The 21,542-nt window shown below is 70.8% G+C and carries 17 protein-coding genes and 1 pseudogene; 12 read left to right on the plus strand and 6 right to left on the minus strand.

The features are described from left to right. Together ABT367_RS17930 and ABT367_RS17935 are read right to left on the minus strand one after the other, a co-directional pair. Window positions 1-276 (minus strand): annotated as a pseudogene (locus ABT367_RS17930) (hypothetical protein); the annotation flags it as partial. A gap of 92 nt (window positions 277-368) precedes the next feature. After that, entirely contained in the window at window positions 369-1,358 is a 990-nt protein-coding gene (locus tag ABT367_RS17935; RefSeq protein ID WP_352254056.1) for an NADP-dependent oxidoreductase, read from the minus strand. A 101-nt stretch (window positions 1,359-1,459) separates the two neighbouring features. Here ABT367_RS17935 and ABT367_RS17940 point away from each other — a divergent pair, with 101 nt between their 5' ends. Both ABT367_RS17940 and ABT367_RS17945 read left to right on the plus strand, forming a co-directional pair. Further along, window positions 1,460-2,371 carry a LysR family transcriptional regulator gene (locus ABT367_RS17940; RefSeq protein ID WP_352254057.1) on the plus strand — a complete coding sequence of 304 codons (912 nt, stop codon included), beginning with the start codon at window positions 1,460-1,462 and terminating at the stop codon, window positions 2,369-2,371. Between the two features lie 262 nt (window positions 2,372-2,633). Next, complete coding sequence (locus ABT367_RS17945; protein ID WP_165333404.1) at window positions 2,634-2,777, plus strand: RuvX/YqgF family protein; 144 nt, start codon at window positions 2,634-2,636, stop codon at window positions 2,775-2,777. A 7-nt stretch (window positions 2,778-2,784) separates the two neighbouring features. Here the strand turns inward: ABT367_RS17945 and ABT367_RS17950 are convergent, their stop codons facing one another. Beyond that, window positions 2,785-4,377: a purple acid phosphatase family protein gene (locus ABT367_RS17950; RefSeq protein ID WP_352254058.1), complete on the minus strand. Its 1,593-nt coding sequence runs from the start codon at window positions 4,375-4,377 to the stop codon at window positions 2,785-2,787. A gap of 155 nt (window positions 4,378-4,532) precedes the next feature. On the opposite strand from ABT367_RS17950, the gene ABT367_RS17955 reads away from it, so the two are divergent. Both ABT367_RS17955 and ABT367_RS17960 read left to right on the plus strand, forming a co-directional pair. After that, entirely contained in the window at window positions 4,533-5,573 is a 1,041-nt protein-coding gene (locus tag ABT367_RS17955; protein ID WP_352254059.1) for a 3-isopropylmalate dehydrogenase, read from the plus strand. 293 nt (window positions 5,574-5,866) lie between these two features. Then, window positions 5,867-6,955 (plus strand): branched-chain amino acid aminotransferase, encoded by a 1,089-nt coding sequence (locus tag ABT367_RS17960; RefSeq protein ID WP_352254060.1) that lies wholly within the window; start codon window positions 5,867-5,869, stop codon window positions 6,953-6,955. Between the two features lie 148 nt (window positions 6,956-7,103). Here ABT367_RS17960 and ABT367_RS17965 read toward each other — a convergent pair whose 3' ends face one another. After that, entirely contained in the window at window positions 7,104-8,315 is a 1,212-nt protein-coding gene (locus tag ABT367_RS17965) for a NupC/NupG family nucleoside CNT transporter (protein ID WP_352254061.1), read from the minus strand. Between the two features lie 197 nt (window positions 8,316-8,512). Between ABT367_RS17965 and ABT367_RS17970 the strand changes: the two genes are divergently transcribed. The 6 genes from ABT367_RS17970 to ABT367_RS17995 all read left to right on the plus strand — a co-directional run bounded on the left by ABT367_RS17970 (window position 8,513) and on the right by ABT367_RS17995 (window position 15,754). Beyond that, on the plus strand, window positions 8,513-10,993 hold the full coding sequence (locus ABT367_RS17970) for a CHAT domain-containing WD40 repeat protein (RefSeq protein ID WP_352254062.1): 2,481 nt from the start codon (window positions 8,513-8,515) through the stop codon (window positions 10,991-10,993). Window positions 10,994-11,005: 12 nt separating this feature from the next. Further along, window positions 11,006-11,437: a hypothetical protein gene (locus tag ABT367_RS17975; RefSeq protein ID WP_352254063.1), complete on the plus strand. Its 432-nt coding sequence runs from the start codon at window positions 11,006-11,008 to the stop codon at window positions 11,435-11,437. 124 nt (window positions 11,438-11,561) lie between these two features. Further along, complete coding sequence (gene ureA / locus ABT367_RS17980) at window positions 11,562-12,302, plus strand: urease subunit gamma (RefSeq protein ID WP_352254064.1); 741 nt, start codon at window positions 11,562-11,564, stop codon at window positions 12,300-12,302. Next, window positions 12,299-14,020 (plus strand): urease subunit alpha, encoded by a 1,722-nt coding sequence (locus ABT367_RS17985; RefSeq protein ID WP_352254065.1) that lies wholly within the window; start codon window positions 12,299-12,301, stop codon window positions 14,018-14,020. The genes ureA and ABT367_RS17985 overlap by 4 nt, the downstream gene beginning before the upstream one ends. Window positions 14,021-14,053: 33 nt before the next feature. Further along, window positions 14,054-15,082 (plus strand): agmatine deiminase family protein, encoded by a 1,029-nt coding sequence (locus tag ABT367_RS17990; RefSeq protein ID WP_352254066.1) that lies wholly within the window; start codon window positions 14,054-14,056, stop codon window positions 15,080-15,082. 60 nt (window positions 15,083-15,142) lie between these two features. Then, window positions 15,143-15,754 (plus strand): TetR/AcrR family transcriptional regulator, encoded by a 612-nt coding sequence (locus ABT367_RS17995; protein WP_352254067.1) that lies wholly within the window; start codon window positions 15,143-15,145, stop codon window positions 15,752-15,754. A gap of 57 nt (window positions 15,755-15,811) precedes the next feature. Here the strand turns inward: ABT367_RS17995 and ABT367_RS18000 are convergent, their stop codons facing one another. Then, window positions 15,812-16,849 carry a S1 family peptidase gene (locus ABT367_RS18000; RefSeq protein ID WP_352254068.1) on the minus strand — a complete coding sequence of 346 codons (1,038 nt, stop codon included), beginning with the start codon at window positions 16,847-16,849 and terminating at the stop codon, window positions 15,812-15,814. Window positions 16,850-17,296: 447 nt separating this feature from the next. Here ABT367_RS18000 and cimA point away from each other — a divergent pair, with 447 nt between their 5' ends. Further along, a complete protein-coding gene (cimA, locus tag ABT367_RS18005) occupies window positions 17,297-18,934 on the plus strand; it encodes a citramalate synthase (protein WP_352254069.1) in 1,638 nt (545 codons plus the stop codon). Between the two features lie 47 nt (window positions 18,935-18,981). Beyond that, entirely contained in the window at window positions 18,982-20,301 is a 1,320-nt protein-coding gene (locus tag ABT367_RS18010) for a hypothetical protein (protein WP_352254070.1), read from the plus strand. Between the two features lie 39 nt (window positions 20,302-20,340). On the opposite strand, the gene ABT367_RS18015 is transcribed toward ABT367_RS18010, so the two are convergent. After that, a complete protein-coding gene (locus tag ABT367_RS18015) occupies window positions 20,341-21,501 on the minus strand; it encodes an epoxide hydrolase family protein (RefSeq protein WP_352254071.1) in 1,161 nt (386 codons plus the stop codon). Between the last annotated feature and the right edge of the window lie 41 nt (window positions 21,502-21,542).

Here is a 21,542-nt window from a genome sequence, read left to right on the forward strand (position 1 = left end):
GGCGGTCTTGGGCCCGATGCCCTTGAGCGACTCGAGGGACCCGTCGGCGGCGCGGCTCGCGACCTCGCCCTCGGCAAGGCGGGCCGCGAGCAGGACCGCGACGGGGAGCGCCGACCAGCGCGCGGGCAGCAGCCCGAGCGCCACCGCCGCGGCGCCCGCACACAGCACACCCGCCCAGGTCAGCGCATCGGGCGACACCTGGCGCCGGACGAGCGCGGCGCGGGCGCCGGCCAGCCGGTCGGCGTACCAGGGCTTGAGAGCGTAGAGGCCGTTCATGGGATGACTGTCCCGCCGGACCCCGTGGGTCCGACACGGCACGGATACTCAAACCGGCCTGAGTACCGCCGCGTCGGGCGCCGCGCGTGCACTCAGCCCCGGACGATGATCTTCCCCAGGTTCTCGCCCCGCAGCATCCCCAGGAACGCCTCCACGATCCGCCCGAACCCGTCGACGACCGTCTCGTCCGAACGCACCCGGCCGCTGCGCAGATGCGGCACCACGAATTCGTACAACTCGTCCTGCAGCGACCGGTAGTCGCTCACCAGGAAGCCCTCCATACGCAGGCTCTTCTCCACGATCTCGGAGAGGTCCACGGGCACCGGGGCGAGGGTTTCCTTGTTGTACTGGCCGATCGTGCCGATACGTACGATCCGCCCGTAGCGCCGCAGCGCACCGACCGCCGCGCCCAGCTGCTCACCGCCGACGTTGTCGACGAAGAGGTCGATGCCGTCCGGTGCCGCCTCGGCGAGCAGATCGGCGGCGGACCCGTCGTGGTAGTCGAACGCGGCGTCGTAACCCACCTCGTCCAGCAGGTACTCGACCTTCGCGGCCGACCCCGCGCTGCCCACGAGCCGCCCCGCGCCGAGCAGCCGCGCGAGCCGGCCGGCCGCCGTGCCCACACCTCCCGCGGCCACCGACACGAACACGTCGTCGCCCTCCTTCAGACGGGCGATCCGGGTCAGCCCCACATAGGCGGTCAGTCCGGTGCCGCCGAGAATGCCGAGATGCGCCGACAGCGGCACGCCCTCGAACTGCGGGAGCACCCGCACCTGTTCGGCCGCCACGGCGGAGTGCGTACGCCAGCCCTCGCGGTGGAAGACGAGTGCGCCGGACGGGATCGCCGGGTCGCGGGACTCCAGGACGCGGCCGAGGGTGCGGCCTTCGAGCGGTGCGTCCAGGGCGAAGGCGCCGTCCATCATCTCGCGGTGGTACGGGTCCACCGACCAGTAGAGGTTCTCGACGAGGAGCCCGCCCGGCGCGGGCTCGGGCAGGGCGGACTCCACGAAGCGGAAGTGGTCGGCGGTCGGGAAGCCGGTGGGGCGGGCGGTCTGCTGCACGGTGAGCGCGATCTCGGTCATGGACGCGACCGTAGGAAGGAATGCGCGCGCCGGGCAGAGGGTTGGGCTCATGGCACAGCCCGTTCCATGAACTGTCCTCATACGCCGAGGTGGGCACACCCATGACCAGAGATTCCGCCGTCGATCTCGCCCCGCACGAACTGCGCATCCTGGTGGCCGTGGAGCGCGAGCGCGGGTTCTCGGCCGCCGCCGCGGCCCTCGGGCTCACCCAGTCCGCGGTCTCGCACTCGGTGCGCGGCAGCGAGCGCAAGATCGGAGCCGTGCTCTTCGAGCGGGGCCGCACCGGGGCGCGTCCGACGGCGGCGGGGGAGCGGGCCGTGGCGCATGCCCGCCGGATCCTGCGCCTGCTCGACACCCTGGTGGCCGAGGCGCGCGGGGCGGCGGGCGGTGCGGTCGAGGGGACGCTGCGGATCGCCGCCTTCCGCAGTGTCGCGCTGCATCTGCTGCCGCCGGTGCTCGCCCGGCTGCGGGCCGCCCACCCCGGACTCGAGCCCGAGGTGCGGGTCGTACGCGAAGTGGGGCCCGGCACGGCCGGTGAAGTGGCCGCGGGGCGGGCCGACTTGGCGATCGCCACGATCGGCACCAGCTCGCCGATCCCGGCAGGGCTCGTGGGCGGCGTACTCCTGGAGGAGCCCTACTCGTTCGTGCACCCGGCCGGGCACCCCGACCCGCGGTCGCTGCCGCTCGTGGACTGGACGGAGGCCTGCACCTCGTACACGCGCGACTGGTGGGCCGCCCAGGACTGGATCCCGCGCGCGAGCATGCGGACCGAGGACGACGGAGCCGTGCTCTCCATGGTGAGCGCCGGCCATGGAATGGCGATCATGCCGGCGCTCTCCCTGACCGGAGCGCCGGCCACGGTCGCGATCACCGATCTCGGCCCGGAGCGCCCCACCCGCGAGGTCGGTTACGTCACCACACCCGAGCTCGCGCGGAGCCTCGCGGTCCGCGCGCTGATCAGGGAGCTGCGGGCGGACCGGGCGCCGTCGGGCGGACCGGACCCCAGGAGCTGAGAACCAAACGTACGGCCGATGAATTTTGCCTGCCGTCTCAGATACTAGGAAGTCCGAGTAATTGTGGAGACAGACCGGCTGACCTGTCCTAGCTTGGTAGGAGCCGAACGACTCGCTCGATCAAGCGAACGGCGGTTGTGAGCCGTGCCCCCATGCAGGCAACCCCTGCGGGCCCTCGCTCCCCGCCACTTAGGCGTCTCGATATCTCCTCGACTCTGTCGACCCCTCATTTCGTACTCCACTCATGCCCCAAGGAGTCAGCATGTCCGAGACGACCGTCGCCGCCCGCCGTGTCCTCCGCGTCCGTCATGGATCGGGGACCGCCGAAGCCGAGCGCAAGAACGCCGCCGCCGCCCTCCAGCGCGCCCTCGACCGCAGGGACAACGGCGGAGCCGCAGGTCACTGATCCGGCCTTATCGACCCCGCGCGATCCCGAAGTGGTCGATGCGCTCGCCGTTCTCGGCGAGCGCGGAGACCTCGAGCCGCGGTCGCGCCCCGGCGCTCGCTTCCACCGCGAGGAACGAGTAGCCGGTGTAGCGCACCCGTGACCACTCGACCGTGTCCGGATCGGGCAGCCGCTGCTCGGTCCAGTGGAAGCTGAGGATCGACTCGCGGTCGTGCACCGCGCCCTCGTAGCTGTCCTTCACGCCCGCGGGGAAGCCGTACAGCTCCTTGCCGGCCCCGCCCGCCGTCACATAGACGATGCCGTCGCGGGTCGGATCGGTGGACGCGCCGATCGGTACGGGTCTGCCGACCTCGCCGCCCCTGATGGCGTCGGTCCGCTCGTACACATGGTTGTGGCCGTTGATCACCAGATCGACCTGGTGCTTGGTGAACAGCCCGAGCCACGCGTCACGCACCCCGCCGTCGGAGGCGTGCGTGGACGTCGAGTACATGCAGTGGTGGAAGAAGACCACGACGAAGTCGATGTCCTTGCGCGCGCGCAGCTCCCGCAGCCGCTGGTCGAGCCAGGCGGTCTGCTTTCCGCCGCTGTAGCCCTTGTTGGCCGGGATCTCGTACGAGACGTCATTGGCGTCGAGGGCCACGACGCCGACATTGCCGTACGTGAAGGAGTAGACGCCCGGGGAGTTCTCCGGGTCGAAGCCGTTTTCGGGCAGGGACCAGCGGGCGCGCTGGCCGCCGTAGCCGTCGGGGGAGTACCAGGCCTCCATGTCGTGGTTGCCGGTGGTCACCATCCACGGCACGGACTTCGCGACGGACTCGGTCTGCGCCAGGAAGGTGTCCCAGACCCGGGCGTCGTACGTATCCGATTCCTTGCCGTGCCCGCTGCTGTCCGCGTAGCAGATGTCGCCCGCGTGCAGATGGAAGGACGGGTTCTGGCCCAGGATCACCTGGTCGTTGGCGAGCGCGTGCGCGCTGACGCCCTGGTCGCCGAAGGCCGTGAACACGAACGTCTCAGGAGCGGCGGGCGCGGTGCGGAACGAGCCGAGCGTGGCGAGGCGTTCGGGCCGCGTGGGGTCGAAGCCCTCGTGGCCGACGCCGTAGTAGTACGTGGTGCCGGGGCGCAGACCGTCGAGTGCGACGTGCAGGTAGTACTGCTCGACCGCCGGCAGCTTCTTCGACAGCGCGGGCGTGGTGAGGTCGCGCACCTCGGCCTCGAACCTGCGGCCCAGGTCCCAGGGGGCGAGGCCGACGCGCACGTACGGCTTCCGCACCGCGAACGGCACCTGCCAGCTGATCCGCATCTGCGTCTTCGGGTCGGCGCCGAAGGCGAGATGACGCCCGAAGGGGGCGACGAGCGAGCCGTCGACCTTGGCGGTGGCGGGCGCGGTCCGCAAGGTGGGGCCCTGCGCGGCGCTCGCACTTCCATTCACCAGCGCCCCGGCCGTCCCGGCGGCCGAGGCGGTGACCAGACCGCCGACCAGCGCCGCACGCCGGCTGACCTTGGGGCGGGCGTGCCTGGCCCGCAGGTACTCGTGCTGCTCCGCCATGCTCATCCGGCCGGCGAGCTGTTCGGGGATGCCGACCCGGGGTGTCTCACTCATGCCGGTGAACTTCCCAGCGGCGCCCAACTGCCCCTGGTCGCCCGGATGAACGCCCGGTGTCCTTCCTGTGCGCCCTCCCGTCACCGCACCGGAGAATCGGTCCGCATGCTGGACACCGTGTGTCAACACCTGGGACCCCGAGTACGGTGACGGACATGTCTCGACGCATCAATCTCGCAGTGATCCCCGGTGACGGCATCGGCCAGGAGGTCGTGACCCAGGGACTCAAGGTCCTCCGCGCCGCGCTTCCGCAGGACGTGAAGCTCGAGACGCAGGAGTACGACTTCGGCGCCAAGCGCTACCACGCCACCGGTGAGACCCTCACCGACGCCGACGTCGAGCAGCTGAAGGCGCACGACGCCATCCTGCTCGGTGCGATCGGGGACCCGAGCGTGCCGTCCGGAGTCCTGGAGCGCGGCTTCCTCCTGAAGCTCCGCTTCCTCTTCGACCACCACGTCAACCTCCGCCCGAGCAAGCTGCTCCCGGGTGTGGCCACCCCGCTCGCCGGTCAGCCGGAGATCGACTTCGTGGTCGTCCGCGAGGGCACCGAAGGCCCGTACACCGGCAACGGCGGCACCATCCGCAAGGGCACCCCGCACGAGGTCGCCACCGAGGTCTCCGTGAACACGGCCTTCGGTGTCGAGCGCGTCGTCCGCGACGCCTTCGCCCGCGCCCAGGCCCGCCCGCGCAAGAAGCTGACCCTGGTGCACAAGAACAACGTGCTCGCCTTCGCCGGCCACCTGTGGACCAACGTCTTCAACGAGGTGGCCAAGGAGTTCCCCGAGGTCACCACCGACTACATCCACGTCGACGCCGCGACCATCTACCTGGTCACCGACCCCGGCCGCTTCGACGTGATCGTCACCGACAACCTCTTCGGCGACATCATCACCGACCTCGCCGCGGCCGTCTCCGGCGGCATCGGCGTCGCCGCCTCCGGGAACATCAACCCGAGCGGCGAGTTCCCCTCGATGTTCGAGCCCGTGCACGGCTCGGCGCCCGACATCGCGGGCCAGGGCAAGGCCGACCCGACCGCCACCGTGCTGTCCGTCGCGCTGCTCCTGCGCCATCTCGGATACGAGGCCGAGGCCGCGCGTATCGAGGAAGCCGTCGCCGCCGACCTGGGCGAGCGCGGCGAGAGCCCCCGTACCACCGAGGAAATCGGCGATGCGCTCGCCGTACGAGTAGCCGGCTGACCCTCGGACACTCGCCGACGGGTCACCACGAGCCCGTCGGAAGCACCACCTCGAGCCGCCGGGCCGCCTGCACAAGGCACCCGGCGGCTTCTCGTATCCGCCGCCGGGTGTCACCATCAACCCTTGGGTCGCATCACACCCGTTTCGCCCACGCCCATTCACGAGCGATAATCGAACGTGGGGCCGCGGAATGCGGGTAGCAGTTCTGCTTCAGTCGTCCGGGGCTGGAACATTTCCGAGGACTGACGTGAGCGCGCTCCGACACACACGAAACCGGTGAAGGACATCCACTCATGACGACGCCCACGATCGAGCTCAAGCCCTCCTCGCACCCGCTCTCCGCGGCCGAGCGCGAGGCGATCCTGGCCAACCCCGGGTTCGGCCGCCACTTCACCGACCACATGGTGACCATCAAGTGGACCGAGGGCCGCGGCTGGCACGACGGCCAGCTCGTGGAGTACGGACCGCTCTCGATCGACCCGGCGAACATGACCCTGCACTACGCGCAGGAGATCTTCGAGGGCCTCAAGGCCTACCGGCAGCCCGACGGCACCGTCGCCACCTTCCGCCCGGAGGCCAACGCCAAGCGCTTCCAGGCCTCGGCCCGCCGGCTCGCGATGCCGGAGCTGCCCGTCGAGACCTTCATCGAGGCCTGCGACCTGCTCGTCCAGCAGGACAAGGACTGGGTCCCGGCGCACGGCGGCGAGGAGTCCCTGTACCTGCGCCCGTTCATGTTCGCGACCGAGGTCGGCCTGGGCGTCAAGCCCGCCAACGAGTACCTCTTCATGGTCATCGCCTCGCCCGCCGGCGCGTACTTCGCGGGCGGCGTGAAGCCCGTCTCGATCTGGCTCTCCGAGGACCGCGTGCGCGCCGTCCCCGGCGGCATGGGCGCCGCGAAGACCGGCGGCAACTACGCCGCCTCGCTCCTCGCCCAGGCCGAGGCCGCCGCCAAGGGCTGCGACCAGGTCTGCTACCTCGACGCGGTCGAGCACAAGTGGGTCGAGGAACTCGGCGGCATGAACCTGTACTTCGTGTACGGCGACAAGATCGTCACGCCCGAGCTCACCGGCTCGATCCTCGAGGGCGTCACCCGTGACTCGCTCCTCCAGGTCGCCCGCGACCTCGGCTACACGGCCACCGAGGGCCGCATCTCCCTCGACGAGTGGCAGCGCGACGCCCAGAACGGCTCGCTCACCGAGGTCTTCGCCTGCGGTACGGCCGCGGTGATCACCCCCGTCGGCACGGTCAAGTGCAACGCGGGCGAGTGGACCCAGTCCGCCGGCGAGCCGGGCCCGGTCACGCTCCGCCTGCGCGAGTCCCTCCTCGACATCCAGCGCGGCACGGCCACGGACAAGCACGGCTGGATGCACACGCTGGGCTAGGTCCTTGTCGTACGCACGTAGAAGGCCGGGCTCCCCGTCGAGGGAGCCCGGCCTTCTTCGAGCCCCTGGGCTCATCAGCCCTTGGGCACATCCAGCCCCTGCGGCGATTGAGCAGATCCGAACGTAGTTCGGATGCGGGCGGGATCGGCTACGAGATCAGCCCCACGATCGTCGCGCTGATGAACGACACCAGCGTGGCCCCGTACACAAGCTTCAGCCCGAAGCGGGCGATCTGATCACCGTGCGCGGGCGAGAGCGACTTCACCGCACCGGCGATGATCCCGATCGAACTGAAGTTGGCGAAGGACACCAGGAACGTCTGCACGATCGCCGTGGCCCGCTCGCTGAGCTCGACCTTCCCGCCCGGGTTGGCGTCGGTGAACGCGAGCATCGCCACGAACTCGTTCGAGACCAGCTTGGTCGCCATGATCTGCCCGGCGTCGACGCACTCGTCCCAGGGCACCCCGGTGAGGAAGGCGAACGGGGCGAAGACGTATCCCAGGATCTCCTGGAAGCTCGTGCCGCCCGTGAGCCCCGAGACGAGCCCGTTGATCAGCGCGATCAGCGCGACGAACCCGATCAGCATGGCCGCGACGGTGACCGCGATCTTCGCGCCGTCGAGGATGTACTCGCCGAGCATCTCGAAGAACGACCGCTTCTTCCGCTCGGGCGTGACGACCACGTCCTCCTCGGGCGTCAGCTCGTACGGGTTGAGCAGCCAGACCACGATGAAGCCGCCGAAGAGATTGAGCACGATGGCGGCCACGACGTAACGCGGCTCGATCATCGTCATATAGGCGCCGACGATCGACATCGAGACCGTGGACATGGCCGAGGCGCTCAGCATGTAGAGGCGCTTCGGGGTCAGCGTGGGCAGCAGCGTCTTGATCGCGATGAAGCTCTCGGACTGGCCGAGGATCGCGGCCGACACGGCGTTGAACGACTCGAGCCGGCCGGCCCCGGTGACCTTCGACAGGACAATGCCGAGGTACTTCACGATCAGCGGGAGCACCCGCAGGTACTGGAGGATGCCGATCAGCGCGGAGACGAAGATGATCGGCATCAGCACGCTGAGCAGGAACGGCACGTTCCCCTCGGCGTCAGGATCGGCGAGGCTCCCGAAGACGAACGCCGTGCCTTCACCGGCGTACTCGAGAAGCTTGCCGAACCCGTCCGCGAGGGCGTCGACGGCGCTCTGCCCGAGGCTCGTCTTCAGCATGACGAGACCCAGGACGAACTGGACCACCAGCATCAGCGCGATGTAGGGCGCCTTGACGCGCAGCAGCCGCAGATCACGGGACGGCAGGAAGGCCAGGGCCAGGAAGACGGCCAGGCCGGCGATACCGATGAGGATGTGCACGGGCCTACCGCCCCGCTGACGGTGCGCAAGAGATCATCCGGCAAGGAGACCTGCCGGGACCCCCGAGCCGGTGGACCCACGCGGCCGGGCCGGGCGAGTCCACCCGTGCCGCGTATCCGCGTCATTCGCATGTCTGGGGGCCTGCCCGCGTGGGATCGTGGACCCGGCCCCTGGTGGGGACGAGGGTGGGGCGAGCCGTGCACACAGTCGACTTCCAGGCCGAGATCGGTCCTGCGGGACCCGGCGCCTACCAGGTGACCTTGCGCGCCCCGGACGGCGCCGAGGCGAGCGCCGACGGGGTGCGCCTGCCGGTCGGCGCCGAAGAGCTGCGCATCCTCACGGCCCGCGTCCCCGACGCGATCCTCGCCTCGTCCGCCGTGGTGCGCCGCAGTGCGTCGCCGGAGGAGCGGCCCGTGCAGGAACTGGGCCGGATCCTCTTCGACATGCTGTTCGCGGGGGAGGGTCGTGCGCTGTTCGCCGCGGCCCGGCACCGCGCGGCCGAGGCGGACCGGTCGCTGCGCCTGGTGCTGCGAGTGCGTTCGCCCGAACTCGCGCGGCTGCCCTGGGAGTTCCTCTTCGACAGCGGCGAGAACGCTTACGTCTGTACGACGATGCCGCTGGTCCGCCGCCCCCAACTGGCGTCACCCCAGCGCCCGTTGGCGGTCGCCGCGCCCCTGCGCATCCTGTGCATGGCAGCCCGCCCCGACGATCTCGAACCCCTCGCGGTGCAGGCCGAACGTGACCGTCTCGGCGGCGCACTCGCCGGTCTGCGGGAGGCCGGGCTCATCGAACTCGGCTGGGTCGAGGACGAGACCTGGCGCGCACTGCGCACCGCGCTCACCCGGCGGGGCCCTTGGCACGTCCTGCACTTCATCGGCCATGGAGGCTTCGACCCGGCCGCGCAGGAGGGCACGCTGGCGCTCGCGGGCGAGGAGGGCGGCACGTACCAACTGGGCGCCGAGAACCTCGCGATGATGCTGCACGACCAGCGGTCGCTGCGCCTGGTCGTCCTCAACGCCTGCGAGACCGGCCGCTCGGCGGCGGCCGACCCCTTCTCCAGCATGGGCGGTGCGCTGCTGCGCGCCGGGGTGCCGGCCGCGCTCGCGATGCAGTACGCGATCTCCGACCGCGCGGCGGTCGAGTTCGGCCGCACGTTCTACGAGGGCCTCGCGCACCGGCTGCCCGTGGACGCGGCGGTGACGCAGGCGCGGCAGGCGATCCGGCTCGCGTTGCCGGGGACGTTGGAGTGGGGGACACCGGTGCTCTTCATGCGGGCGGCGGAGGGGGTGTTGTTCGAGGTCGCGGAGACGGTGGCGGAGAAGGCGCGGGCCGAGGCTGTGCGGCCCGTGGCCGAGCCCTCGTCCGCGCCGGCACCCGTACGCCCGGAATCGGAGCTTGTGCGCCCGGAACCGGCACCCGCGCAGGTGCCGGCACCCGTACGCCCGGAATCGACACCCGTACAGACGCCGGCACCCGTACGTCCGGAACCGGGGCTCGCACAGACGCCGGCACCCGTACGTCCGGAACCGGGGCTCGTACGTCCCCAGCCTGAGCCTCCGCGCACGGAGCCCGGTGGCGGGCCGGCCCGTTTCCGGCGCGCCGGCCTCCTCGGCAGCCCCGAACAGGCACCGCAGGCGGATGGCCCCGCCGGTGTGGCAGGGCCTGTCCCCGCCCGGCCCGGAAGCGGGCGGTTCCGCCGTGGGACCACAGGGCCACCACCCCGCATCACCCGCGTCAGCGGTCCCCAGAGACCCGTTTCGCTGGCGTTCAGCAGGGACTCCGGCCGCCTGGCCATCGGCGGCGGTCGCTGGGTGGCCGTGGTCGTCGATCGCGCAGGCGGGCGTGTGTGCCGGGTCCGCAGTGGCGGATACCTGGCCGAAGCACTGGACGCCGTCAAGTCGACCTTCATGTACCAGGAGTTGGTCCTCGATGTGTCCTTCGATGCCGCGGGCGAGACCTTCGCGACCATCGCGGGTGGTTCGGTACGCGTCTGGCACACCGCGTCCGGCACCTTGGTCGGGAAGCATCCGCTCGGCAACGGGAGCAGTATGACGGCGGCTGTCGCCGAGGGCGGCCGGGTCGCCGCGACCGTTCACCACGAAGCGGTGACGCTCAGCGGGTTCGGGAGCCCGAGACTGACGATCCCGATCACCGAGCAGACCAGAGCGGTGGCGTTCTCGCCCGACGGCAGCTGCCTCGCCGCGGTCGGACATACGGTGGCGCCGGCAGCTGTGCGGTCCATCGGGCCTCCCGGAGGATACGCCCGGGTCTGGGCCGCGGGGTCCGGCGACGAGATCCTGTACCTGCCCCATACCGACGCCGTGGACGCCGTGGCCTTCAGCCCGGACGGCACCCGCCTCGCCACGGCGAGCGGAAAGACTGTTCACGTCTGGGAGTTCCCCGCAGGTGGCCGGGTCCTGGAGCTGGCGCATGGCCTCCGTTGCAGCGACCTCGCCTTCGGCCCGGACGGCACCACGCTCGCCACTGCCGACATGTCGGGCGCGAAGGTGTGGGATCTGCGCACCAGGAACGTCCTGTGGGAGCACCGGTCCCCGATGGAGAACCCGAAATACGGCCCGCCCGGTGTGAGCCGTGTGGACTACAGCCGCGACGGGACCCTGCTCGCCGTCATCGAAGGCGCCGACGTCCTGCTGCTCGACCTGACCCGCACTCCCTGACGAAGGCGGCCCATGACCACCCAACCCCCGCCCGCCGCCGACCTGTTCGTCCCCGAACAGGACGCCCCCGGCGTCGAGACCCCCCTCGTCGAAGCCCTCACCGACCTCGGCCTCACCGTCCGAGTCAGGGCCGTCCCCGTACGCCGCAGCCTGGAGCTCCTCATCCTCGTCACGCTGCCCCTGCACGCCTTTCTCGGGAGCCTCGGCGGCAAGCTCGCCGAGGACGCCTACCGGAAATTCAAGGAGGCGGTCCGGCGCACCCCGGCCCCGCGCCCCGTGGCCCTCCAGGACACCGACACCGGCGTCCGCGTGCTGCTCACCCGCGACCTCGACGACGAGGCGTACCGACAGCTGCGAGCCCTCGACCTGACCCTGGTGCGCGGCACCCTGCGCTACGACACCGCAGGCCGTGCCTGGCGGCTGGTCGAGGACGCGGCCGGCTGAGCCGCAGCGCCCTTTTGAGTGCTGCTCGATGTGACAGATCTCAAGCTGTGACCTCGACGATGTCAACCGCGTACGCCAGCGTTTAGAGTGGTGCTCTAAACGTCATCAAGGGAGCACCCGCCCCATGCGCCTCACCCCCACCGAACGCGACCGCCTGCTCCTGTTCGGCGCCGCCGAGCTGGCCCGTGCCCGGCGGGCGCGCGGCCTCAGGCTCAATGTGCCCGAGGCCACCGCGCTGATCGCCGACACCGTGTGCGAGGCGGCCCGTGACGGGCTGCGCCTGGCCGAGGCGATCGCGCGGGCGAAGGCCGTGCTCGGGCCGGACGATGTGCTGCCGGGCGTCGCCGACGTGGTGACCGAGGTGCATGTGGAGGCGGTGTTCGACGACGGGTCGCGACTCGCCGTGGTCTCCGAACCACTGGCCGGGGAATCGCTGGGGGAGGCGGCTCCGGGTGCGGTCCTGCCGGGGCCCGTTCATCAGGAGCCGGCCGCGACCGTACGTATCGGCGTACGCAACACCGCGTCCGTCCCCGTCAGCGTGACCTCGCACTTCCACTTCTTCGAGGCCAATCCGCGCCTCGACTTCGACCGCGCGGCGGCGTACGGGATGCGGCTCGCGATCCCGGCCGGGGCGTCCGTACGGTTCGGGCCCGGTGAGTCGGCGGAGGTCGGCCTCGTGCCGATCGGCGGCGAGCGGATCGCCATCGGGTTCGCGGGCCTCGTCGACGGACCGCTGGACGCGGCCGGTGCTCGCGAGGAGGCGCTGCGGCGCGCGGCCGCCTGCGGATATCTCGGAGCGGACCCCATGGAGCCCCCGGCAGGAGCGGACCCCATGGAGCCCCTGGCAAAGGAGGACGAGCGATGAGCCGCCCCGGAGGCCACCCGGCCGAAGCCCGCCGACTGACCCCGCACGAGTACGCGGCCACGCACGGCCCCCGCGCCGGCGACCGCGTCGTCCTCGGCGACACGGGCCTCGTGGTCCGGGTCGAGGAGGACTCGCAGGCGTACGGCGAGGAGTTCCTCGCCGGCTTCGGCAAGACCGCACGCGACGGGCTGCACCTCAAGGCCGCCGCCGTCCGCGAGACCTGTGACGTCGTCATCAGCAACGTCCTTGTCATCGACGCCGTGCAGGGCATCCGCAAGACCTCCATCGGCATCCGCGAGGGCCGGATCCACGCGATCGGAAGGGCCGGGAACCCGGACACGCTCGACGGCGTGGAGGTCGTGGTCGGCACCGGGACCTCGATCGTCTCCGGCGAGGGCATGATCGCCACCGCGGGCGCCGTGGACACCCATGTCCACCTGCTGTCGCCGCGCATCATGGAGGCCTCGCTCGCCTCCGGGGTGACCACGGTCATCGGCCAGGAGTTCGGCCCGGTCTGGGGCGTCGGCGTCAACTCGCCCTGGGCGCTGAGGCACGCCTTCAACGCCTTCGACGCCTGGCCGGTCAACATCGGCTTCCTGGCGCGCGGTTCGTCCTCCCGTGAAGCCCCGCTGGTGGAGGCCCTCGCCGAGGGTGGAGCGTCGGGCTTCAAGGTGCACGAGGACATGGGCGCGCACACGCGGGCCCTGGACACCGCGCTCAGGGTCGCCGAGGAGTACGACGTCCAAGTCGCCCTGCACAGCGACGGGTTGAACGAGTGCCTGTCGGTCGAGGACACCCTGCGCGTCCTGGACGGCCGCACCATCCACGCCTTCCATATCGAGGGCTGCGGCGGCGGCCACGTACCGAACGTCCTGAAGATGGCGGGCGTCCCGAACGTCATCGGCTCCTCCACCAACCCCACCCTGCCCTTCGGCCGGGACGCGGTCGCCGAGCACTACGGGATGATCGTCTCCGTCCACGACCTCAAGACCGACCTGCCGGGCGACGCCGCCATGGCCCGCGACCGGATCCGCGCCGGGACCATGGGCGCCGAGGACGTGCTGCACGATCTGGGTGCCATCGGCATCACCTCGTCCGACGCGCAGGGCATGGGGCGGGCGGGAGAGACGGTCCGGCGTACGTTCGCGATGGCGGGCAAGATGAAGGCCGAGCTCGGCCCGCTCGACGGCGACGGCGCCCACGACGACAACGCGCGCGTCCTGCGCTACATCGCCAAGCTCACCGTCAACCCGGCCCTCGCCCACGGTCTCGCGCACGAGATCGGGTCGATCGAGGTGGGCAAGATGGCGGACATCGTGCTCTGGCAGCCGGCGTTCTTCGGCGCCAAGCCGCAGCTGGTCCTCAAGTCGGGCTTCCCCGCGTACGGGGTCACAGGCGACCCGAACGCGGCCACCGACACCTGCGAACCCCTCGTCCTCGGACCGCAGTTCGGCGCGCACGGCGCCACGGCCGCCGACCTGTCCGTCGCCTTCGTCTCCCAGGCGGCCGCCGCCCTCGAAGGCGACCGGCTGCCCACCCGCCGGCGCCGCGTCGGCGTACGCGGGACCCGGGGCATCGGCCCGGGCGACCTGCTGCTCAACTCCCGTATCGGCGCGGTCGACGTGGACGCCCGCAGCGGTCTGGTCACGCTCGACGGGCGGCCGATGCGCTCGGAGCCGGCCGACTCCGTATCCCTGAACCGCCTCTACTTCCTGTAAACGACACTGCCTCTGATCCCCGAAAGAGCCGCAATGACTTTCCGTATGCCCGCCGAGTGGGCCCCGCACGAGCGCACCTGGATGGCCTGGCCCGGCCCCAACACCACCTTCTCGAACGACGCCGAGCTCACCGAGGCGCGCGAGGCCTGGGCCTCGGTCGCCCGTGCCGTACGCCGTTTCGAGCCGGTCACGATGGTTCACGGCCCCGGCCAGGCGGACTTTGCCCGCGAACTGCTCGGCCCGGACATCGAGCTGGTCGAGCGGGAGCTCGACGACGCGTGGATGCGCGACATCGGCCCCACGTTCGTCCTCGGCGACGAAGGCCAACTGGCCGCCGTGGACTGGGTGTTCAACGGCTGGGGCGCCCAGGAGTGGGCCCGCTGGGAGCACGACTCCAAGATCGCCTCGTACGTGGCGGACCTCGCCGGCGTCCCCGTGCACAGCTCACCCCTGGTCAACGAGGGCGGCGGCATCCACGTCGACGGCGAGGGCACGGTGCTGCTCACCGAGACCGTGCAGCTCGGTCCGGAGCGCAACCCCGGCTGGTCGCGCGAGCAGGTCGAGGCGGAGATCCACGCGAAGCTCGGCACCACGAAGGCGATCTGGCTGAAGCGCGGTCTGACCGCCGACTATCCGCCGCACGGCTACGGGACCCTCGGCCACGTCGACATCGTCGCCGCCTTCGCCGCACCGGGCGTGGTGGTCGCCCACACCCAGCCGGACCCGTCCCACCCCGACCACGAACTGTGCCGCGAGAACGTCGAGTTCCTGCGCACACAGACCGACGCCAAGGGCCGCCGCATCGAGGTCGTCGAGATCCCGGCCCCGACCGAAGTCCGCGAGGAGGACGGCGGCTGGGCCGACTACTCCTACATCAACCACTACCTCTGCAACGGCGGGGTCGTCCTGTGCGCCTTCGACGACCCGCGCGACGAGCACGCGGCGGGCATCTTCCGGCGCCTGTTCCCGGACCGCACGGTCACGCTGGTCGACGCCCGCACCATCTTCGCGGGCGGCGGCGGTATCCACTGCATCACCCAGCAGCAGCCGCGTACGAGCTGAGCCGTACGCTCTCCCCGCACGCCGAAGCACCGAGGAGCCGTCCGAGATGAGCACGACGCGATGACCACGCCACCGCGCTCGCGCAAGCACGCACCTCCGCGCGAGGACGTGCTCGCCGCCGCCATGGCGATGGTCGCCGACGGCGGACTCGACCAGCTCACCATGGCTGCGCTCGGCCGTGAGGTCGCGATGAGCAGCGGGCATCTCCTCTACTACTTCAAGACCAAGGACGAGCTGCTCCTGCAGACCCTGGAGTGGAGCGAGGGCCGCCTGGGCGAGCGGCGGCGCGCACTGCTCTCGGGCACTTCTCCCGTACGGGAACGCCTCGACGCCTATGTCGACCTGTACGTCCCCGAAGGTCCTCGGGACCCGCACTGGGCCCTGTGGATGGAGGTCTGGAACCGCTCCCCGTACGCCGACGCCTCCGTCGAGGCGGGCCGCCGCCAGCTGGCCATCGAGGGCGCCTGGCACCGCGACCTGGTCGCCCTGCTCGCCGAGGGCATCTCCCGCGGGGAGTTCCGGCCCCTGGACCCCGAGCGCTTCGCCCTCCGGCTGCGCGCCCTCCTCGACGGCTTCTCGGTCCATGTGGCGGTGGGCCTGCCGGGCACCGGCCGTGATGAAGTCCTTTCCCACGTACGGGAGTTCCTCGACGACGCGCTGACGCGGCGGTGAGGCCGCTGTCCGCCGCACCCCGAAACCGGTGCGGCGGACAGCGGCCCGCAGGACGGCTCAGTACACATTCACCCCGTACGCCGAAAGCGCCTCGCGGACCGGCTGGAAGATCGCCGAGCCGTTGACGCCGTCGCTGCAGCCGCCGCTGCCCGAGTGGATGCCAAGGGCCGTGGAGCCCGAGAAGTGGGCACCGCCGCTGTCGCCGCCCGCAGAGCAGACCGTTGTACGGACCATGCCGTACGCGATGTTGCCGCTGCCGTAGTTGACCGTGACGTTGGTCGCGGTGACCGTGCCCGAGGTGACCTTGGTCGTCGAGCCGCTCTTGCGCACCGCCTGGCCGACGACCGGGTCCGCGGCCGAAGTGATGTCCTGGTGGCTGCCGTTGTAGAGGTTGACGTTGCCGGACGGGGACGAGCCGTCGGTGTAGCGGACGATGCCGTAGTCGTTGGTCGGGTAGCTGGTGCCGTGCCGCTGCCCGATCACCGCACCGCCACTGGTGGCGCGCCAGTCGGCGGCCGCGTTGGTGCAGTGCCCCGCCGTCAGGAAGTAGCGGGTCGAGCCGGAGGAGACGTTGAAGGCGGCGGAGCAGCGGTAGCCGCCGCCGTAGATCGCGTCACCGCCCGCCACCTCCTCCTTGAAGACCCCAGGGATACGGACCACCCGGACCGCGCCGTCCTGCGCGGCGGCCGCCCGCTGCAGCCGTCTGTACTCGGCCTTGGAGACGGTCGAGTCGGCCTCCACGACCACTTGATTGATCCGGGGGTCGATGCCCACGGACGTACCGGGTATCGAGGTGTCCGTCAGCGCCTGCTGCGCGCTGCGCAGCTCGGCCCCGCTGCGTGCGACGACCTCGGGCTTTGCGCCTTCGGCCCTGACGAGAGCGGCGTCGGCCTCGCTGGTCACCGTGGTGATCAGCTCGCCGTCGGCGTCGAGATAGCTGCCGGCGCTGCGGCTGCCCAACTCGGCTTTCAGTGCGGTGTTTTGGCGGTACGTCTCCTGCGCGGGCATCGGCGCGGGTTCCGCCGCGTAGGAGGGCGAGCCCAGGGTGAGGGGGAGCGCGGCCAGGGCCGCGGCAAGGGCAAGGGTGCGCTTCACGTGCTGCCTCCCGACAGTGGGGTGTCGTATGGGGGTGTCGTGTACACAACAGACGGTGAGCGCTTGCAGTGTGATGGTTCAGACCAGTGGGCCACAAGAGGGCCTTGGGGCACAGGAGTTGCGGGGGGACCCCTGACAGTGGCGCGGAGCACAGACCGCATCCTGAGACGCCTCCGGCGGCCGCCGGGGAGTGTGCAAGACTGCGACCGTGCTCTCGTTCGCCATGATTATTGGCAGCAGGCGCGCCGGTCCGCAGTGACCGTCCCGTACCGACCGACGTACGGGCGGACACCGTCGTCCTCGACCCGCGCGCAAACCTCTCGTACCCACGAGGGGTTTTTTCGTTTTCCGGCCCACCCTCAGCCGGACACGGAGCGCCAGGGATCATAGGAGGACGGCGGAGCCGGTCCTTCCGGTAGACCGAGATCCGAATCAGGAGCCAGCAGCATGACCCAAGCCACGGAAACCTCGCACGGAGATACCGAAGGGCCCTACGGCCCCCGCGACGCCTTCCACGTCTTCGACACGACGCTGCGCGACGGCGCGCAGCGCGAGGGCATCAACCTCACCGTCGCGGACAAGCTGACCATCGCGCGGCACCTGGACGACTTCGGCGTCGGCTACATCGAGGGCGGCTGGCCGGGCGCCAACCCCCGCGACACCGAGTTCTTCGCGCGCGCCGCCGACGAGATCACGTTCAAGAACGCCCAGCTCGTGGCGTTCGGCGCCACCCGCAGGGCCGGCGCCAAGGCCGAGGAGGACCCGCAGGTCAGGGCGCTGCTCGCGTCCGGCGCCCCGGTGATCACGCTGGTCGCCAAGTCCCATGACCGCCATGTCGAACTCGCCCTGCGCACCACCCTCGACGAGAACCTCGCGATGATCGCCGAAACGGTCGCGTATCTGCGCGAGCAGGGCCGCACGGTCTTCGTCGACTGTGAGCACTTCTTCGACGGCTATCGCGCCAACCCCGCGTACGCGAAGTCGGTCGTCCGCACGGCTCATGAGGCGGGCGCGCAGGTCGTCATCCTCTGCGACACCAACGGCGGCATGCTCCCCGCCCAGGTCCAGGCGGTCGTCGGCACGGTGCTCGCCGACACCGGCGCCCGGCTCGGCATCCACGCCCAGGACGACACCGGCTGCGCGGTCGCCAACACCCTCGCCGCCGTGGACGCGGGCGCCACCCACGTCCAGTGCACGGCCAACGGCTACGGCGAGCGGGTCGGCAACGCCAACCTCTTCCCGGTCGTCGCCGCCCTCGAGCTCAAGTACGGCAAGCACGTCCTGCCCGAGGGCTCCCTCAAGGACATGACCCGGATCTCGCACGCGATCGCCGAGGTCGTGAATCTGACGCCCTCCACGCACCAGCCGTACGTGGGCGTCTCGGCCTTCGCGCACAAGGCGGGACTGCACGCCTCCGCGATCAAGGTCGACCCGGACCTGTACCAGCACATCGACCCCGAACTCGTCGGCAACACCATGCGCATGCTGGTCTCCGACATGGCGGGCCGTGCCTCCGTCGAACTCAAGGGCAAGGAGCTCGGCGTCGACCTCGGCGGCGACCGCGAGCTGGTGGGCCGGGTGGTCGAGCGGGTCAAGGAGCGCGAACTCAAGGGCTATACGTACGAGGCCGCCGACGCCTCCTTCGAGCTGTTGCTCCGCGAGGAGGTCGACGGCCGCGCCCGCCGCTACTTCCGCGTGGAGTCCTGGCGCGCCATCGTCGAGGACCTGCCCGACGGCACCCACGCCAACGAGGCCACGGTGAAGCTGTGGGCCAAGGGTGAGCGCATCGTCACCACGGGTGAGGGCAACGGTCCGGTCAACGCCCTCGACAACGCCCTGCGCCGCGGCCTCGAGCGGATCTATCCGCAGCTCGCCAAGCTCGAACTCGTCGACTACAAGGTCCGCATCCTCGAAGGTCGGCACGGCACCGAGTCCACGACCCGGGTGCTGATCTCCACCTCGGACGGTCAGGGGGAGTGGGCCACGGTCGGTGTCGCGGAGAACGTGATCTCCGCGTCCTGGCAGGCCCTGGAGGACGCGTACACCTACGGACTGCTGCGGGCCGGGGTGGAGCCCACGGAATAGTCCTTCCGACCCGCCCGTACCGGCGCTGGCTGAGTTAGCTTCGAAGTATGAGAAAGCTTACGAAGCGGATCAACGGGACAAGGCGGATCATGGTCGCCCTGTCCGGACTGCTGCTGGCCCTGGGAGCCGCCCTCGCGGCGGCACCCGGGGCCTCGGCCGCTTCGGACATCTCGGCCGTGGCGGACGGTCTGGAGAAGAGTCCGGTGTACGTCGATCCGGCGGCCTCCGGACAGCTGTCGTCCTCGGACGCCGACCGGCTCGCCCAGCAGATCGAGGACTCGGGCAAGCCTGTGTTCCTGGCTGTGCTGCCGGCGGACTTCCCCGACAAGGCGAATGTCTTCGCCGACCTGCGCACCGCCGTCGGGGAGCCGGGCGTCTACGGGGTGCAGCTCGGCGACGAGTTCAAGGTGCGTGCCGACCGGTCCCTCATGTCTCCCCGGTCGGTCGCCAACCTGGAGCGCTTGGCGCAGGGGGGCGACTTCCAGGAGTACGTGAACGTCGCCACCCGTGACGCCCGCGGTGGCACAGCAGCCGACGACGGGGTCCCGGCCGGCGCCCTGATCGGCCTCGGCGCAGTCGCCGTGGCCGGTGGCGCGGGCGCGTACGTCCTGGTCAAGCGCAACAAGCGGAAGAAGGCCGAAGAGACGCGCGCCGCTCTGGAGAGGCTGCGTGTCGTCGTCGACGAGGACATCACGGCCTTCGGCGAGGAGCTGGAACGCCTCGACTTCCACCCGGGCGAGAAGGGCGCGACGGACGCCATGCGCGAGGACTACGAGCGAGCCCTCGACTCGTACGAATCCGCCAAATCGATCATGGCATCGGCGCAGCGCCCCGAGGACGTCAAGGGCGTGACGCAGGCCCTGGAGGACGGCCGCTACTCCCTCGCCGTCCTTGCCGCACGCCGTGAGGGCCGCGCCCTGCCCGAGCGCCGGCTTCCCTGCTTCTTCGACCCCCGGCACGGCCCGTCCGTGGCCGACGCGTCCTGGGCACCGCCCGGCGGTCCGGCCCGCGACGTACCGGTGTGCGCGGCCGACAAGGCCCGTATCGACGACGGCGAGGACCCGGCGGTCCGCACGGTCGACACCGACCAGGGCCGTCGCCCGTACTACGAGGCCGGCCCCGCGTACGGCCCCTGGGCGGGCGGCTACTTCGGCGGCGGCATCCTGCCGGGCCTCCTGGTCGGCACCATGCTCGGCTCGATGATGTCCAGCCCGGCCTACGCCTACTCGGACCCCTCGATGGGCGGCGGCGACCCCTCGGGCTCTGACTTCAACTCCGATGACTTCGGAGGGGGTTTCGGAGACGGAGGCTTCGGCGGCGGGGACTTCGGTGGCGGGGGCGGCGGGGACTTCGGCGGAGGGTTCTGACCCGAGGGGCGCACCCGTCGGTGCGCCCCTCACCGCCGGCTACCGCAACCCGCGGAAGAACCCCCGGATGTCCCGTGACATCACCGCGGGTTCCATATGGGCCGCATAGTGCCCGCCCGGCTCCTTGTACAGATTCCACTGCCGGATGTTGCTGTGGTCGCGCTCGGCGAACGTACGGAACGGCCGCATGTCGCCCTCGAACGAGGCCACCCCGAGCGGCACGGTCGTCGGCTCGGAGGCCGCCCCACCCGTGGTGGGCACCTCCTCGTGCGCCATCTCGTAGTAGAAGCGCATGGCCGAACCGGCCGTTCCCGTCAGCCAGTACAGCGCCACGTTCGTGAGGATGAAGTCGTCGTCGGGGACGACCTCACCGGGCGTACCGGCCGCGAAGAGCTGCACATTCCAGCCGAGCAGCCCCACCGGCGAATCGGCCAGCGCGTGCGCGAGCGTCTGCGGCTGCTGCGACTGCAGGGTGTTGAAGGAGAGCTTGTTCTCCATGAACCACTGCAGGATCCCCATCGCCTGCCGCTCCTCGTCCGTCAGCCGCTCGAACTCCGCGGGATCGCCCGAGGGATACGAGAAGACCTGGGTGACATGGACGCCGGCGACGCGCTCGGGTTCGAGCCGCCCGAGGTGCGGCGAGATGAACGACCCGCCGTCGTTGCCGACGGCCCCGTACCGCTCGTAACCGAGCCGCCTCATCAGCTCGGCCCACGCCTTGGTCGTACGGGTGATGCCCCAGCCCTTGTCCTTGGTGGGCCCGGAGAACCCGAAGCCGGGCAGGGAGGGGATGACCAGGTGGAACGCGTCGGCGCGGTCCCCGCCGTGCGCCGCCGGGTCGGTGAGCGGCCCGATCAGGTCCAGGAACTCCACGAAGGAGCCGGGCCAGCCGTGCGTGAGGATCAGCGGGAAGGCGCCGGGCTCGGGGGAGCGGACATGCAGGAAGTGGATGTCCTGCCCGTCGATCTCCGTCAGGAACTGCGGATGCGCATTGATCCGGGCTTCCCACGCGCGCCAGTCGTAGCCGTCGCGCCAGTACGTGGCCAGGCGCCGCACCACGTCGGTGCTCGTCCCGTACTCACCCGGCTCGCCGGGACCGTCGTCGGTCCAACGGGCCCTGCGGAGCCGGTCGTTCAGGTCGTCTAACGCGGCCTGCGGTATGTCGATGCGGAAGGGGCGGATCTCGCCGGTGGACGTCATGCCGTCCACACTTGTCACCGTTTGGGCCCGCCGACTACAGG

This window comes from Streptomyces mesophilus, assembly GCF_040300965.1.
GTDB classification, from domain to species: domain Bacteria; phylum Actinomycetota; class Actinomycetes; order Streptomycetales; family Streptomycetaceae; genus Streptomyces; species Streptomyces mesophilus_A.